Genomic DNA, 13,936 nt, shown 5'->3' with positions numbered 1-13,936 from the left:
GGCTCCTTACACCTTTTCCACGTTAACCAGAAACGCCTTGTATTCCGGCGTTTGCGAGTTGGCATCGCCAACAAACGGCGTCAGGGTGTTGGCCAGATAACCTTTGCGGGCTGCCCCTTCAAAGCCCCAATGCAGTGGAATACCGATGGTGTCGACATCCTGCCCGTTAACCTTCAGGGTTTGCAGACGGCGGGTCACCACGGCTTTCGCCTTGATAAAGCCGCGTTTGCTACTGACCTTGACGGTATCGCCTTGCTCAATCCCTTTCTCCTTCGCCAGCCGTTCACTGATTTCCACGAACTGTTCCGGCTGCATGATCGCGTTAAGGCGCGCGTGCTTGGTCCAGGTGTGGAAATGCTCGGTCAGACGATAGGTGGTACCGACGTAAGGGAACTCGGATTTATCACCCATGCGCTTGGCATCGGACGGATAGAGACGGGCCGCCGGGTTAGAGATCACGTTTGGATGCAGTGGGTTGGTGCCCAATGGCGTTTCAAACGGCTCGTAATGTTCCGGGAACGGCCCTTCGGCCATTTTGTCGAGGGCAAACAGCCTGCCAAGCCCTTCCGGTTGCATGATGAACGGCCCAACGCCGCTGCCCGGTGCGGCGGTGTTGTAGTCTGGAATATCATTCCCGACCCACTTGCTACCGTTCCATTCAATCAGCATGCGTTGCGGATCCCAAGGTTTACCCATTGGGTCGGCGGAGGCGCGGTTGTAGATAATGCGGCGGTTCAGTGGCCATGCCCAGGCCCAGCCCAGCGTGTTGCCCAACCCTGACGGATCGCTGTTATCACGGTTGGCCATCTGGTTGCCCTTGCTGGTCCAACTGCCGGTATAGATCCAACAGGCTGAAGCCGTGCTGCCGTCATCGCGCAGCATTGCGAAGGAATCCAGCAACTGGCCTTTTTTCGCCAGCAGGTTGCCGTTGGCGTCATACAGATCTTCCAGCGCGTAGCCGTTGCTGTCTTTGGCCACTTCCTCGGATTCAGGGTGATCTGGCCGTTCATAGTGCCAGCCCATTTTCAGTAACGGTTCGACACCTTTACCGCCTTCGCTGCCGTACATCTGGCGCAGGCGATGGTACAGACCGGCCAGGATCTCGCCGTCGGTAATCGCTTCACCTGGGGCATCGCCACCTTTCCAGTGCCATTGCAGCCAGCGGCCGGAGTTGGCGATCGAGCCGTCTTCTTCGGCAAAGCAGGTGGATGGTAGCCGGAACACTTCGGTTTGGATCGACGCGGTATCGACATCGTTCATCTCACCGTGGTTCTGCCAGAAATTGGAAGTTTCCGTAACCAACGGGTCGATGATCACCAGATACTTCAGCTTGGCCAGTGAGGCGACCACCTGATTCTTATCCGGGAAGGAGGCGACCGGGTTAAAGCCCTGGCAGATATAGCCGTTGACCTTATTCTGATCCATCATCTGGAAGTACTTCATGACGTCGTAGGACTGATCCCACTTCGGCAACCAATCAAAGCCCCAGTTATTCTCTTTCTGGGCAGCGTCGCCGTAGAAGCTCTTCATCAGGCTGACGAAGAATTTCGGGTAATTGCTCCAGTAGTTAACCTGGCCAGGTAAGGTAGCTTTTGGCGTATTGGCGGTCAGATAGGTGGTCAGATCGGTCTGTTTATCCGAAGGCAACGTCAGGTACCCCGGCAGGCTGGTGGACAGCAGGCCAATATCGGTCAACCCCTGAATGTTGGAGTGACCGCGCAGGGCGTTGATGCCGCCGCCCGCCATGCCCATGTTGCCGAGCAGCAGCTGGATCATCGCCATGGTACGGATGTTCTGCGCGCCGACCGTGTGCTGGGTCCAACCCAGGGCATACAGGAAGGTGGTGGTACGGTCTGCTGCGCTGGTGGAGGCCAGGACTTCACACACCTTCAGGAAATCTTCCTTCGGGGTGCCGCAGATGTTTTCCACCACTTCAGGCGTGTAGCGGCTGACGTGTACTTTCAGCAGGTTCCAGACGCAACGCGGATGCTGGAGCGTATCATCACGCAAGGCATAGCCATCTTCACCAAACTGGTAGTTCCAGGTGGTTTTGTCGTACTGACGTTTGTTGTCGTCATAACCGCTGAACAAGCCATCTTCAAACGTAAAGTCATCCCGGACCAACAGGTTGGCGTTGGTGTAATGCTTCACGTATTCAGCGTTGATCTTGTTGTTGGAAATCAGGTACAGCAACACGCCCGACAGGAAGGTAATGTCGGTACCGGAGCGGATCGGCGCGTAGATATCGGCGACCGATGCGGTACGGGTAAAGCGGGGATCGACGACGATTAACGTGGCGTCGTTGTTGTTTTTGGCTTCCATCGCCCAGCGGAATCCCACCGGATGCGCTTCAGCGGCGTTGCCGCCCATCACCATCACAACGTTGGCGTTTTTGATATCAACCCAGTGGTTGGTCATCGCACCGCGACCAAATGTTGGAGCAAGACTTGCTACCGTTGGTCCGTGTCAGACACGCGCTTGGTTATCAACTGCCAGCATGCCCAGCGATCGGACAAACTTTTGTGTCAGCATGCCGGTTTCGTTACTGGCCGCAGAGGCGCATAACATCCCGGTGGAGAGCCAACGGTTTACCGTCACACCAGCGGCGTTGGTGGCTTCGAAGTTGGCATCCCGGTCATTTTTCATCAGCCTGGCAATGCGGTCAAAGGCATCATTCCAGCTGATGCGCTGCCATTTATCTGAGCCAGGCGCGCGATACTCAGGATAACGCAGGCGGCTATCACTGTGGATATAGTCCAACAGGCCCGCACCTTTCGGGCACAGCGCCCCGCGGTTTACCGGGTGATCCGCGTCGCCTTCGATATGGAAAATCGTCGATTTGGCGTTTTTTGCCCCATCGCCCAGGCTATACATCAATAAACCGCAGCCTACGGAACAGTAGGTACAGGTGTTGCGGGTTTCTTTGGCGCGCAATAATTTGTAGTTGCGCGTTTCCGCTAACGCAGCCTTGGGCGCGAAGCCTAATGCTGCCACCGTGGTCCCAGCCATCCCGCCAGCGCAGATTTTAAAAAACTGTCTGCGATTGACGTCCATTGCTTTCCCTAATGCTTATCAGTGGTTTTTTAGTCATGGCAAACTAACAGCAATAACCCAAGCGTTATTGAGGGAAATCAACATAAGGGAGAGTTAGCGGGAAAATACTCCTTAATAAGTAGCCAGCGGTGCGGTGAGTAATCCTTAATTTATCGCGTTCGGTATAAATTGGGTAAGTGGTTAATTTACCTTATTAATTTCAAGTGAAAACTATCTGTAAATATTGAAGATAAACCTGTTTCACCGATTGCCGGGAGAATTATCGACGGCATTGAGTTTCCCATTTCCGAATGGGTATTTTTTTAAGTGGTTATTTTCTTGCAAGAAATAGAGTTAATTTGGAATTTGCTTCGCAAAGTTAATACGCATTCCGATCGAATCGTTGAATAGTTCGTTTTATGAGCAACAATAGGCAGGGAACTAGCCGCGAGAATGACGGTTAGATTTTTAAGGACGGAAACCATGATGCAGACCTACCTGACGTTGCGTGCGTTGGCGAGGGGGATTAACCCAGAAACGGGGGAGTTTTTGAATCATACCTCGCTGGTTCATTCCCCAGAGACGATCCGGATGCTGTTTGCCTTGGCGGATGAGTTTTACGCCGAGCGAGAACGGGTGAAAAAGGCAAAGTTATCACCCGAGGAGCGGCGGCAGAAAAATATTGCCGAGGGTCGGCCTGCCAACTTCAATTTCCCCTGGTCGGAAGAAGACAGGAAGCTATTGGAGGAAGGCTACAGCGCTGGTAAAACGATAGAGGCGTTAAGCGTGGAGTTTGGGCGCTCACTGCGCGGCATTGCGGTTCAGCTTGAAAAAATGGAGCTGATCACCGAAGAGCAGGCCGCCGCTTATAACTGATCGGGTTAAGCCTCCCTTCAGGAGGCCACTTGTCAGCAAGCTTCAATCCACAGGCGAGGTGGGTAGGCGAACGATGTCCTGATTGTCGTTCCCCATCCAATAAACGCCTTCTTTTGCCCAGAATGGGCCTTCGACAAAGTCGAGCAGGTCGGAATACTCTTCGTAGAGCAGCTTGCCGTTGCGGTCATAAACCCGCATGTAGCCGGAGTAATGCCCGCCATCGCCAGGCATGGTGAAACGCGGAATAAACTCGAAGGTTTTATAATTGCGCACCACATACTGCTGGTTGGGGCTCCACTCTTCGTATCGCAGTGTCCCTTGTTTCCACCACAGGAAGCTGCCAACAATGGCCGCCACCAGGATCGCTAGCGCTACCCAGCGCTTACGCTCGCGTACCAGAGTTTCTTGGCTTTTTATTTTTGGCATTTGTACGCTTTCCTTAGGATTGTTGATGTCCCAAACCGTGTTCGTCTACCTTGTCGGGGCGGCTATTGTAGTGGTAATGATGGTCCTGAGAAATAGAACTTGCGATACCGGGGGGAACGTGAATAAAGTTGCAGCAATACAAAAGGTATTTGGGGAGTCCATGGGGGCCACATTGGTTGGTTACTCTACCGCAGAGATTTTTTTGGACCAATGGGAACCATGGAATGATTTACCTATCAGACTGGTGTTTGATAACGGGCAGATAATAGCCGTGGCTTGGTCCAAGTTCGATGATCTGTGGCTTTCAAATGATCTATCGTTACCTTTCGATATCTATGATAGTCAGGTTCGCTGGGTTGAAAACGCGATTGAAGATATAAACCAGTTGCTCGGTGGCGTTATCTTATCGGTTTCTCTTGGACAGGGTTACCTAGAAGTAGAAGAGAAAAAAATTCCCTTGGATACGCATCTCATCATTGAAACCGATCGAGGTGTGGTCGATATCTTCAATGCACTTGATGAAAATGGATATGCTTATCTCTCCACTCGCCCCCAAGATCTTACACAGTGTGTACCTTGAAGGTCTTCCGGCACCGCCGCTTTTACTGACCTATGTCACATACATCGGCCGTATCAATCTCTATCATGCTGCATAACGTCCGAGGTTCGGAGTTATTTGGAGTCACATCCCTCATGCAGCATCCTACCTTCCCGACGCCATTTCCCTCTTTTCCGTATCACCAAACCCACTGGGGTAAAGGATCTTATCGTGGAGACATCAACGCCGTCTTCGGCACGGTTTTATGCCTTGCGTCTGTTACCGCAACAAGACTTGCTGGCTGCACTTCGTGATTTTATCCGGCAGCAGGATTTGCGTGCCGCCTGGATCAGTGGTTGCGTCGGCAGCTTGAGCGACGTGGCGTTGCGTTTTGCTGGTTGCGAAGGCACCACGTTGTTGAGCGGAAAATTTGAAGTGGTCTCACTGATTGGCACGTTGGAGGCCGGAGGCGAACATCTGCATCTGGCCGTGGCCGATGAGCATGGCCATATGACCGGCGGCCATGTGATGGCAGGCTGCACCGTGCGCACCACGCTCGAATTGGTGATTGGGGAATTGAACGATGTCGTATTTAACCGACAACCTTGCGCGCTTTCGGGCTATGACGAATTAAACGTCGAGCAACGCTAATTTTCCTACTAGTTGAGTGAGGTTGTTATGGCACGTAATGGGTTATCGAGTCAGACGTTGGTGTTGATGGTGATTTCAATTGCTATCAACATGATTGGCGGGCAGTTGGTATCGATGCTGAAGCTGCCTATTTTCCTCGATTCTATCGGTACCTTGCTGAGTGCAATTCTCGCCGGGCCGATTATCGGCATGTTGACCGGTTTATTGACCAACCTGATCTGGGGCCTGCTCACCGGCCCGATTGCGGCCGCATTCGCGCCGGTGGCGATGGTGATTGGTTTGGTCGCTGGCTTATTGGCTAGCATCGGTTGGTTCCGGACGTTACCGAAAGTGATCCTGAGTGGCGTAGTGATCACCTTGGCCGTGACGATAGTTGCCGTACCGATCCGAACCTATCTGTTCGCCGGGGTCACTGGCAGTGGCGCAGACTTCTTTGTCGCCTATGTGCATTCAATGGGTAGCAATCTGATCGAATCCGTCGCAATGACTGTGTTGGGGATCAACTTGATAGATAAAGTGCTGGTTGCCATCATCGTCTGGCTATTGGTGCGTAATATGTCGCAGCGCACCTTGCGTAATTTCCCCGCAATGGCTGCCGTGCGTTAATGCACCCGTTCACCTCGCTGGCTCTTTGGCTGGTACTGGGTACCAGCAGCTTGCTGATGCCGTTTGGTTATCCGTTGCTAGCCTATAGCCTGGCGAGCTTTCTATTGCTGATCCTGATGAAAAGTACCCGGCATCGCTGGCGCTATATGGCGTGGATCATGTTACCCATGGCGGGCGGCTTATGGCTGGTGCATAGCGGTTGGCTGGCATGGTGGCTACGGGGGGAGGCGCGTGATGATAGCGAAATGCTCAACGCTGCCGCGCTCTGGCTACGCTTGTTGGCGTTGCTAAGTTTTGGGCAAATCTGGCTGCAATACGTGCCGCCGCAGCATGTTATTCGCGCTCTGTTTGCCAGCCGTTTGCCGCTCGGGCTGGCCTACCTGCTGGCAGGGCCGCTGTTGGTTGCTGAACAACTGCGGGCGCAACTGGCCGCGATTTACCAGGCGCAGCTGGCGCGAGGCGTGCCGCTAGACGGCTATTGGTATCAACGATTACGCTATATTCCGGCATTGGTTATCCCGTTAACCCACAGTGCGTTGAATGATTTAACCGCGCGAAGCACGGCGCTGGATATGCGCGCTTTTCGGCTGCATCCCAGACGCACAACGCTATGGGCACCTAGCGACAGCCCGCTGCAACGTAGCGTGCGCTATGGCTTGCTGTTGATGGCGGCATTGGAAATAGGAGCCTGGCTGTGGTTGTGGCACTGAATGCGCTGAGCTTTATTCCTCAAGGTAGTCGCTGGCAGTTGGAAAGCATCGAACTACATTGCGAGGTTCCAGGTTTATATGGCATTAGCGGCGGCAATGGCAGCGGAAAAACCACGCTTGCCCAACTGTTGGCAGGCTGTTTCCCCGACTTCTTACCCGGCACAATACAGGGTTCAGGAGTGGTCCTCGGTGAGGAAATAGGTTCGCGCCCGCTGGTTGAAATGGCGCAGCAGGTGCAGCTCATTCAACAAGCACCCCAGCTGCAACTCTCCGGCTGTACCTTCACGGTCGAAGAGGAGATCGCCTTCGGGCCGGAGAATCTGTGCCTGGATGAAGCTGAGATCATGGCGCGTATCGAACAGGCGCTGACGTTTACCGATTGCCACGCCTTACGCCATCGTCATCCAGCTACGCTCTCTGGCGGTGAGGCACAACGGGTGGTGATGGCCTGTGCGCTGGCGATGCGCCCACGGCTACTATTGTTGGATGAAGCCTTTAGCCGCCTGACACTTGAAGCTACCGCCAAGCTGTTACAACAGCTGGTTACTTACGCTAATCAGCAGCAGTGCGTGGTTTTGCTCTTTGAGCGGTCACTCACCAAGGTTGCCGCTTATTGCCTGCAAACCTGGGCGCTGGAGCAAGGCAGGCTTTCATTATGCTAACGATTGAATCGCTGGAATATCAGTGGCCAGGCGTGAGCGAACCCATCATTAACGGTTTGGATTTGACCATTGAGGCGGGGGAATGGGTGGCCCTGATCGGGGATAATGGCGCCGGGAAATCCACGTTATTACGCCTGATGGCCGGGTTGCTAAAACCGACCGGCGGCAAGGTTCTCTTGCAGGGCCAAAATATTGCCACCCTTAAAGCGGCACAGCGTGCGCCGTTGCTGGGAGTATTATTTCAGGAAGCGGAACGGCAGATATTTCGTAACCGAGTACGCGATGAGATCGCTTTTGGCTTACGCCATCAGGGTGTGCGCGGCGATAGCCTGGAGCAGCGTGTTGATCAAACGCTGGCGCTTTGTGAGCTAACGGATGTAGCGGATGCTCACCCATTGGATTTACATGCCGGGCAGCGGCGTATGGTAGCCGTTGCCAGCCTCGCTGCCGTTGCGCCACCTCTGCTGCTGTTGGACGAACCTAGCCGTGACTTTGATAGCTATTGGTTGGGGGTATTTACCCGCTGGTTAGCGGTTTGCCGTTCGCAAGGCACCACCGTGCTGGCCATCAGCCATGATTATGCTTTTGTTAAAACGCACTTTCCGCGTGTGATCCGTTTGGCTGATGGGGTTATTGCGGAGGATGGCGATGCGGGTCGGATAGTGGGCTAGCCTTAAGGCGAACCATTACGAGGATATCCTCGCAATGGCTTAGGCACAGGTTACTGATGATAAGCTTTGCCCTATTCGTGTCGTAGGGGCTAAGCAAAAATGCGCCCGTTAAGTGGTCTATTTCTTATCCAGGCGTTTCGCTGCTGATTCGAGTTGCTTGATGCTTTTTTCCGGCGTAGGGAGATTTTCCGGCATGGTTCCAACTAGTTCTTCAATAGTTTGTCGTACTTTCCTACCTACATCGAAATGGGTCTGATTTGCCTGTTGTTTTGATTTTACCTGGTCGCGGCGCAGTTTTTCTTCCGCTTGGGTTGCTCGGAACAGATTGGCAGCAAGCTCAGTAGAACCCATATGGTCGAGGATTTTTTGGCTCTGTTTTTGCGTGAGGACTTGCCTGGTCGTTTTATTATGACACTGATCTCATAGTCATTTTTCAGCATGTTAACGACAGCATCAAGGAACTCCGCTTTCTGGGTGACCAGCTCAAGCTGTTCTTCAAGTTTCCTGATCCTTTGCTCAGGAGTTAAAGGGGCAGGCGGTTGGCTCATGGGCAACTCCCGGCCGGAGAGATGGGGAAGACCTAGAGCCCAGTTAAGATGGCCATGCTTGCGCGACCAGGTCAGAACGGTGGAACGTCCCTGAATACCATAGTGCAGTTGAGCCTGTTTGTAGGTCATTTCGCCTTTTTCAACCTGCTCAACAACAGCAATTTTAAAAGACAAAGGATAGTCACGTTGTGTGCGTTTAAACTCGGCCATTATCACGTTCTCCGGATTTAAGTCGAAAACGTGTCAACGCTATTCAGGACGGGTCAATCACTACAAAAAGCCCGCTAATGTGCGGGCTCTAAGGTTTTTAGCTATCCAGTGGTAGCGACTGAATTTATTCATTGAGTATTGGCGTCTAAGCCTTGTGGATACTGGATTTCTTATAATGCGTTTTTTGATCGTGTACACCCATGTGTACACGGTAAAACGGAGTGCTATACCATTCCGACTGTTTTTTAACCTCAAGCTGTCGCCGCTGCCATTAGGGGGCAACCTGCCTTGCTTTGCTCAACCGATCCCGATACTGAAAATATTACCCAAAGGACATTTTTGTCCCCTGGTACATACGGGATTATCCCGCATCATGGATCTGTTGCCTTTGTGGCTCGATTACCTCTCATGGCTCTACCGGAATCTTTTTCCGGTATCCGCTAAGATAGTACCGATTTGGTGGATACCAAAGTGGATACCCCGCGCACGGATACCAGGTGCACACTCCAAAACAGCCTTTTCGGTGCGAACCAGAGCCGCGCAGATTGCGCGCATCGAGCATGAGCCGGGTAGGTATAGTGATTTCCTCTATACCTTCAAGAGCGGCCAGCACAAAGGCCTGATGCGAATGAAACTACAATTGAAACGTTCAACTCGCTAGAAGAAGCGCAAAAACATATGAACAGATAGCCAGTTAAATAGGAATTTAATATGTATTAACTTAAAGAATATCATCATTGTAAATAGTTGTTTTCATATTTATGTTTTTGCCTGGTACCGTGATAGGATAACATTGGATTTTTCAACGCATTCATTACAAGGAGTTTACCGTGAGCTTTAATATATTTTTAAGTTTATCCGGCCAGCAGCAAGGTTTAATCTCTGCCGGTTGTAACACAATGGATTCAATCGGTAATAGATGTCAAAAAAATCATCCAGACGAAATTCAAGTGCTATCGTTAAATCATGGTGTTACACGCGAACAACATTGCAACCACTTGCCTGTTGATGTCGTAAAGCCTATAGATAAATCATCACCATTAATCGCTCTTGCAGTATCCAATAATGAAAAACTCACCGCTATTTTTCAAGTCTATTGGCTCAACCAATCAGGTGTATTGGAAGTGTTCTACGAAGTAAAATTAACTAATGCGACCATTATAAGCTTAAATTCAACTTACCCGCATGTGGTTAATAGCGCTGGGGTAATGCCATATGAATCACTTTCATTAAAATACGAGTCGATTACATGGGCGCACAAAATAGCGGGAACTTCTGGCTATAGTATCTGGGATGATCGCGTTTATTGAATTGCAAGCTAAAATTAAATTGCTTGTGTGTAGGCAAGCAATTTAAAAAGTGTACATTGGCTACCTGATTTTATTTACTAACACTATGCTAATATAGAGTGAGAACAAAATACCAACAACTGAAAGTGCATAAAAAAGCTTATCAGGAAAGACACTCGCCAACGCTATGCATAATAATGAAAGAACAAGCGCCAACACATAACTTAAGATATCCAATGTAACAGAACGGATCGCTTTAAACATATGCATTACCTCTTGTAAAACACATCAGCCAAGGCAAACATCAGCGCATCTGCGTTTGTGCTGTCATTAGAAAGAGATACTTTTATTAATGGGTCTATTTTTTTTGCAATAATAAAATACAGCATCTCAACCTCTTGAGAGTACAACATATTATAAATAACTCTATTCTCCCGCCTTAGCGCCCTTGCTGCCACGGCTGCTTTATCAAAATAACTATATATTTGGAATGCTGTTAGCATTCTTGCCACGACTTGCCTAGAAGAGATAATTACATCCGGGGAGCTTGATATTCTTAATGTGATCAACTGAACTAAAACCTCTATCAAAGCAATCTTTGCAGCTGCTTTTATAGCTTGCTTCGCAATGGTGTCAGTTACTTTGTCTTCAATCTCTGATCGCCTTTCCGTTAGGTTTTTTTTTGTTCGTTCAGGCATTGTTGCAAATACAAAATTTACAATGGTCAATGTCATCTCATAGATGACATTAGGCTTTTTAACCAGAGAAAAGATAGAGCGAAGCATACGAGAATCTTCTTCACGAATCATATTGCTATGTGCTGAGATAAGATTCATGTACTGTGGGTTGGTGTACCCAATAGAAACCTGTGGCGATATAAGTGCAAGCGATCTAATCGCGCCTGTTTCAATATCTCTCACACCATCACGTAAAGCCCCACTCGCCTTTTCTATAAATGCATCAAAATATTTAGCTAACACTTCATTGGATGATTGATTGTAGTCCATCTATTCACACTCCTTATGATTTTTTAGCATGGTACCCACATCATAGCAAAAAATAACAAATGCTGGCCTATGCCATTTAAAACTTAAGCAGTTACACGTAGCATAATGTAACTATAGCCATGATAAGTCTATCCCTGATTTTAGCATCACTGACCAAGATAAGAAGCTATCGAGGTTCGAGCGTGAGCAAATCCAACTTAGTGGCGTTCCGGGTTCCGGCTGATTTACAGGATGCCTTTAATCAGGCCGTGGCGGCCTCAGGTGGCGATAAGTCGGCTTGGCTTGTCGATGCCATCAGAAGCAAGCTCAATCGCCCTGTGGCTGATTCTGATAAGCGTATGTTGGTGCTGGTGGAATGAATGGAAACGGCTGGGCATTAACGCCAGCCTGATTACTGCCGCCCTGGCGAGATAGCTACCGCCTCGGCGCTGGTGCGGAGATCCAGCAGGTCTTTGCCGTCCAGGGTAAGACCTTGCTGGCGGACTGCGCTGATTAGCGTCTGCTCTATGGCTTTATGGTCTAACATGGCGTTACCTGCAGGTGTGGCCCGTCCTTGCGGTGAGGGGGCTTGAACGTCGCAATTTGTCGCTATGACGAAAACCCTCCGAACCTTATCAAATATTATCATCCGGTGCCGGAACTGAAAGCGCCTGAACGTTATGATTTGTTACTATCTGGCGTGTTTTGTACTCCACACAAAGAGGGGCGCAAGGTAGCGGCCTTAGTTTGAGCAAGGTGTAACTTTCTTGCCTGCTCAAGATCTGCCGGGCGTGACAGCAAAAACTCCGTCTTCAGTATCCCGTTCACCCTTTCCGCCATTATCACGTTCTCCGGATTTAAGTCGAAAACGTATCAACGCTATTCAGGACGGGTCAATAACAACAAAAAAGCCCGCTGTTATGCGAGCCTCATGGTTTTATGCGGTTTTCTTGATAGTTCCTGAATACTTACTCAATGTTCTGAATTTGCTCGCGCATCTGCTCAATCAGCACCTTCAGCTCAATGGCTGAGGTAGTCACTTCGGCATTGATCGACTTGGACGCCAGCGTATTCGATTCGCGGTTGAATTCCTGCATCATAAAGTCGAGGCGACGGCCAACGGCTTCTTTCTTCTTCAGGATGTTGTGCGTCTCTTTGACGTGCGCTTCCAGGCGGTCCAGCTCTTCGGCGACGTCGATACGCTGTGCCATCAGCACCAGTTCCTGCTCCAGACGGGTGTTTTCCAGCTGTACCTGGGCTTCTTCCAGCTTGCTGACCAAACGTTCGCGCTGCCATTGCAGGATATTAGGCATCTGGGCGCGGACTTTGATCACTTCGGCGCTCACGCCGTCGAGGCGTTGCTCGATCAGGGCTTTCAGCGCGGTGCCTTCGCTTTCGCGTGCCACGATGAAATCATCCAGTGCGCCTTCCAGCGCCTGCATCAGCTCGTTGCTGATGAGGTCCAGATCCTGTTCCTGAGCGGACATCACGCCCGGCCAGCGCAGGACGTCGATCGGATCGATTTCTCCTTCGTCGCTCTGCATTTTGACCCAGTTAGCGGCTTCAACCAGCTGCTTGGCCAGTTTTTCGTTCAGGATCATCGAGCTTTGCGCGCTTGGGTCGAGCTCAAAGCGCAGGTTGCACTCCACTTTGCCACGCGTCAGGCGGCCACGGATACGCTCGCGGATCACTGGCTCGAGGCTACGGAACTGCTCAGGCAGACGGATGTAGGTTTCTAAGTAGCGTTGGTTAACGGAACGCAGCTCCCAAGCTGCGCTGCCCCATTCACCCTTGATTTCACGCCGGGCGTAGGCGGTCATGCTGCGGATCATTGTGCGTACCCGTAAATAGGAAAAGATGGAACGATTATAGCGTCGCACCTGCGGGCAGGATAGGCATAACGTCACGAAGCCCGTATAATGCGCAGCCAAACGTTAATAAGAAGCCGGAGAGAGCCCATGCGTCCTGCAGGCAGAGCACCACAACAAGTTCGCCCCCTGACACTGACCCGTCACTACACGAAACACGCTGAAGGTTCAGTGCTGGTTGAGTTTGGCGATACCAAAGTTTTGTGCACCGCCACGGTAGAAGAGGGCGTTCCGCGCTTCTTGAAAGGCCAAGGGCAAGGGTGGATCACCGCAGAATACGGCATGTTGCCGCGTTCTACCCACAGCCGTAATGCCCGCGAAGCGGCCAAAGGCAAGCAGGGGGGCCGTACGTTGGAGATCCAGCGTCTGATCGCTCGTTCACTGCGTGCCGCAGTGGATCTGAAAAAGCTCGGTGAGTTCACCATCACTCTGGACTGCGATGTGCTGCAAGCCGATGGCGGTACCCGTACCGCTTCCATCTCCGGAGCCTGTGTGGCGCTGGCCGATGCGCTGAATGCGCTGGTTGCCGCCGGTAAACTGAAAGCCAACCCGATGAAAGGGCTGGTGGCTGCGGTTTCAGTCGGTATCGTTGGCGGCGAAGCGCTGTGCGATCTGGAGTATGTGGAAGATTCCGCCGCAGAAACCGATATGAACGTGGTGATGATGGAAGATGGCCGCATGATCGAGGTGCAAGGCACCGCCGAGGGTGAGCCGTTCAGCCACGATGAGCTATTGGCGCTACTGGCGCTGGCCCGAGGGGGCATCGAAACCATCTTCCAGGCGCAGAAAGCGGCGCTGGCAGACTGATTTTTAAAGGCGACCAAGCAGTCGCCTTTTTTATGCCCGGAAAATAGAACCAAAG

Annotated in this window: 15 protein-coding genes and 2 pseudogenes; 10 read left to right on the top strand and 7 right to left on the bottom strand. The window is 51.3% G+C overall.

Annotated elements, in window-relative coordinates; all coding sequences use genetic code 11:
- Positions 1–6: 6 nt before the first annotated feature.
- Entirely contained in the window at positions 7–3,054 is a 3,048-nt protein-coding gene (fdnG, locus tag KGP17_RS26795; protein WP_223498624.1) for a formate dehydrogenase-N subunit alpha, read from the bottom strand.
- A 465-nt stretch (positions 3,055–3,519) separates the two neighbouring features.
- On the opposite strand from fdnG, the gene KGP17_RS26790 reads away from it, so the two are divergent.
- Positions 3,520–3,909: a hypothetical protein gene (locus tag KGP17_RS26790; protein ID WP_024482934.1), complete on the top strand. Its 390-nt coding sequence runs from the start codon at positions 3,520–3,522 to the stop codon at positions 3,907–3,909.
- Positions 3,910–3,951: 42 nt separating this feature from the next.
- Here the strand turns inward: KGP17_RS26790 and KGP17_RS26785 are convergent, their stop codons facing one another.
- Complete coding sequence (locus KGP17_RS26785; protein ID WP_059199326.1) at positions 3,952–4,335, bottom strand: hypothetical protein; 384 nt, start codon at positions 4,333–4,335, stop codon at positions 3,952–3,954.
- A 25-nt stretch (positions 4,336–4,360) separates the two neighbouring features.
- Between KGP17_RS26785 and KGP17_RS26780 the strand changes: the two genes are divergently transcribed.
- The 6 genes from KGP17_RS26780 to KGP17_RS26755 all read left to right on the top strand — a co-directional run bounded on the left by KGP17_RS26780 (position 4,361) and on the right by KGP17_RS26755 (position 8,173).
- Complete coding sequence (locus KGP17_RS26780; RefSeq protein ID WP_037376446.1) at positions 4,361–4,915, top strand: hypothetical protein; 555 nt, start codon at positions 4,361–4,363, stop codon at positions 4,913–4,915.
- Between the two features lie 189 nt (positions 4,916–5,104).
- Complete coding sequence (locus tag KGP17_RS26775; RefSeq protein WP_223498623.1) at positions 5,105–5,524, top strand: PPC domain-containing DNA-binding protein; 420 nt, start codon at positions 5,105–5,107, stop codon at positions 5,522–5,524.
- A gap of 27 nt (positions 5,525–5,551) precedes the next feature.
- Positions 5,552–6,130 (top strand): ECF transporter S component, encoded by a 579-nt coding sequence (locus KGP17_RS26770; RefSeq protein ID WP_021807285.1) that lies wholly within the window; start codon positions 5,552–5,554, stop codon positions 6,128–6,130.
- Entirely contained in the window at positions 6,130–6,840 is a 711-nt protein-coding gene (locus KGP17_RS26765) for an energy-coupling factor transporter transmembrane component T (RefSeq protein WP_223498622.1), read from the top strand. The genes KGP17_RS26770 and KGP17_RS26765 overlap by 1 nt, the downstream gene beginning before the upstream one ends.
- Complete coding sequence (locus KGP17_RS26760) at positions 6,825–7,502, top strand: energy-coupling factor ABC transporter ATP-binding protein (RefSeq protein WP_371822085.1); 678 nt, start codon at positions 6,825–6,827, stop codon at positions 7,500–7,502. Before KGP17_RS26765 ends, KGP17_RS26760 begins: the two co-directional genes overlap by 16 nt.
- Entirely contained in the window at positions 7,496–8,173 is a 678-nt protein-coding gene (locus tag KGP17_RS26755) for an ABC transporter ATP-binding protein (RefSeq protein WP_094981557.1), read from the top strand. The genes KGP17_RS26760 and KGP17_RS26755 overlap by 7 nt, the downstream gene beginning before the upstream one ends.
- Positions 8,174–8,290: 117 nt before the next feature.
- Here the strand turns inward: KGP17_RS26755 and dinD are convergent.
- Together dinD and KGP17_RS28045 are read right to left on the bottom strand one after the other, a co-directional pair.
- Positions 8,291–8,551 (bottom strand): annotated as a pseudogene (gene dinD / locus KGP17_RS26750) (DNA damage-inducible protein D); the annotation flags it as partial.
- Between the two features lie 208 nt (positions 8,552–8,759).
- Positions 8,760–8,931: pseudogene (locus tag KGP17_RS28045) on the bottom strand (IS3 family transposase); the annotation flags it as partial.
- Between the two features lie 830 nt (positions 8,932–9,761).
- On the opposite strand from KGP17_RS28045, the gene KGP17_RS26740 reads away from it, so the two are divergent.
- Positions 9,762–10,241, top strand: coding sequence for an Hcp family type VI secretion system effector (locus KGP17_RS26740; protein WP_094981559.1), 480 nt, complete (start codon positions 9,762–9,764; stop codon positions 10,239–10,241).
- A gap of 248 nt (positions 10,242–10,489) precedes the next feature.
- Here KGP17_RS26740 and KGP17_RS26735 read toward each other — a convergent pair whose 3' ends face one another.
- Complete coding sequence (locus tag KGP17_RS26735) at positions 10,490–11,227, bottom strand: hypothetical protein (RefSeq protein WP_094981560.1); 738 nt, start codon at positions 11,225–11,227, stop codon at positions 10,490–10,492.
- A gap of 182 nt (positions 11,228–11,409) precedes the next feature.
- On the opposite strand from KGP17_RS26735, the gene KGP17_RS26730 reads away from it, so the two are divergent.
- Entirely contained in the window at positions 11,410–11,586 is a 177-nt protein-coding gene (locus tag KGP17_RS26730; RefSeq protein ID WP_172413921.1) for a hypothetical protein, read from the top strand.
- 32 nt (positions 11,587–11,618) lie between these two features.
- Here the strand turns inward: KGP17_RS26730 and KGP17_RS27940 are convergent, their stop codons facing one another.
- Both KGP17_RS27940 and KGP17_RS26725 read right to left on the bottom strand, forming a co-directional pair.
- Positions 11,619–11,753, bottom strand: a complete 135-nt coding sequence (locus KGP17_RS27940; protein WP_256444953.1) for a hypothetical protein — start codon at positions 11,751–11,753, stop codon at positions 11,619–11,621.
- A gap of 421 nt (positions 11,754–12,174) precedes the next feature.
- Entirely contained in the window at positions 12,175–13,038 is an 864-nt protein-coding gene (locus tag KGP17_RS26725) for a YicC/YloC family endoribonuclease (RefSeq protein WP_021181835.1), read from the bottom strand.
- A gap of 126 nt (positions 13,039–13,164) precedes the next feature.
- Between KGP17_RS26725 and rph the strand changes: the two genes are divergently transcribed.
- Positions 13,165–13,881 carry a ribonuclease PH gene (rph, locus tag KGP17_RS26720; protein WP_037376445.1) on the top strand — a complete coding sequence of 239 codons (717 nt, stop codon included), beginning with the start codon at positions 13,165–13,167 and terminating at the stop codon, positions 13,879–13,881.
- Positions 13,882–13,936 lie beyond the last annotated feature (55 nt).

This window comes from Serratia sp. JSRIV001 (assembly GCF_019968745.1).
In the GTDB taxonomy this organism is placed as follows: Bacteria; Pseudomonadota; Gammaproteobacteria; order Enterobacterales; family Enterobacteriaceae; genus Chania; species Chania fonticola_B.
Note: the sequence above shows the minus strand (reverse complement) of the source record. Positions and strands in the feature narration are given on the sequence as shown.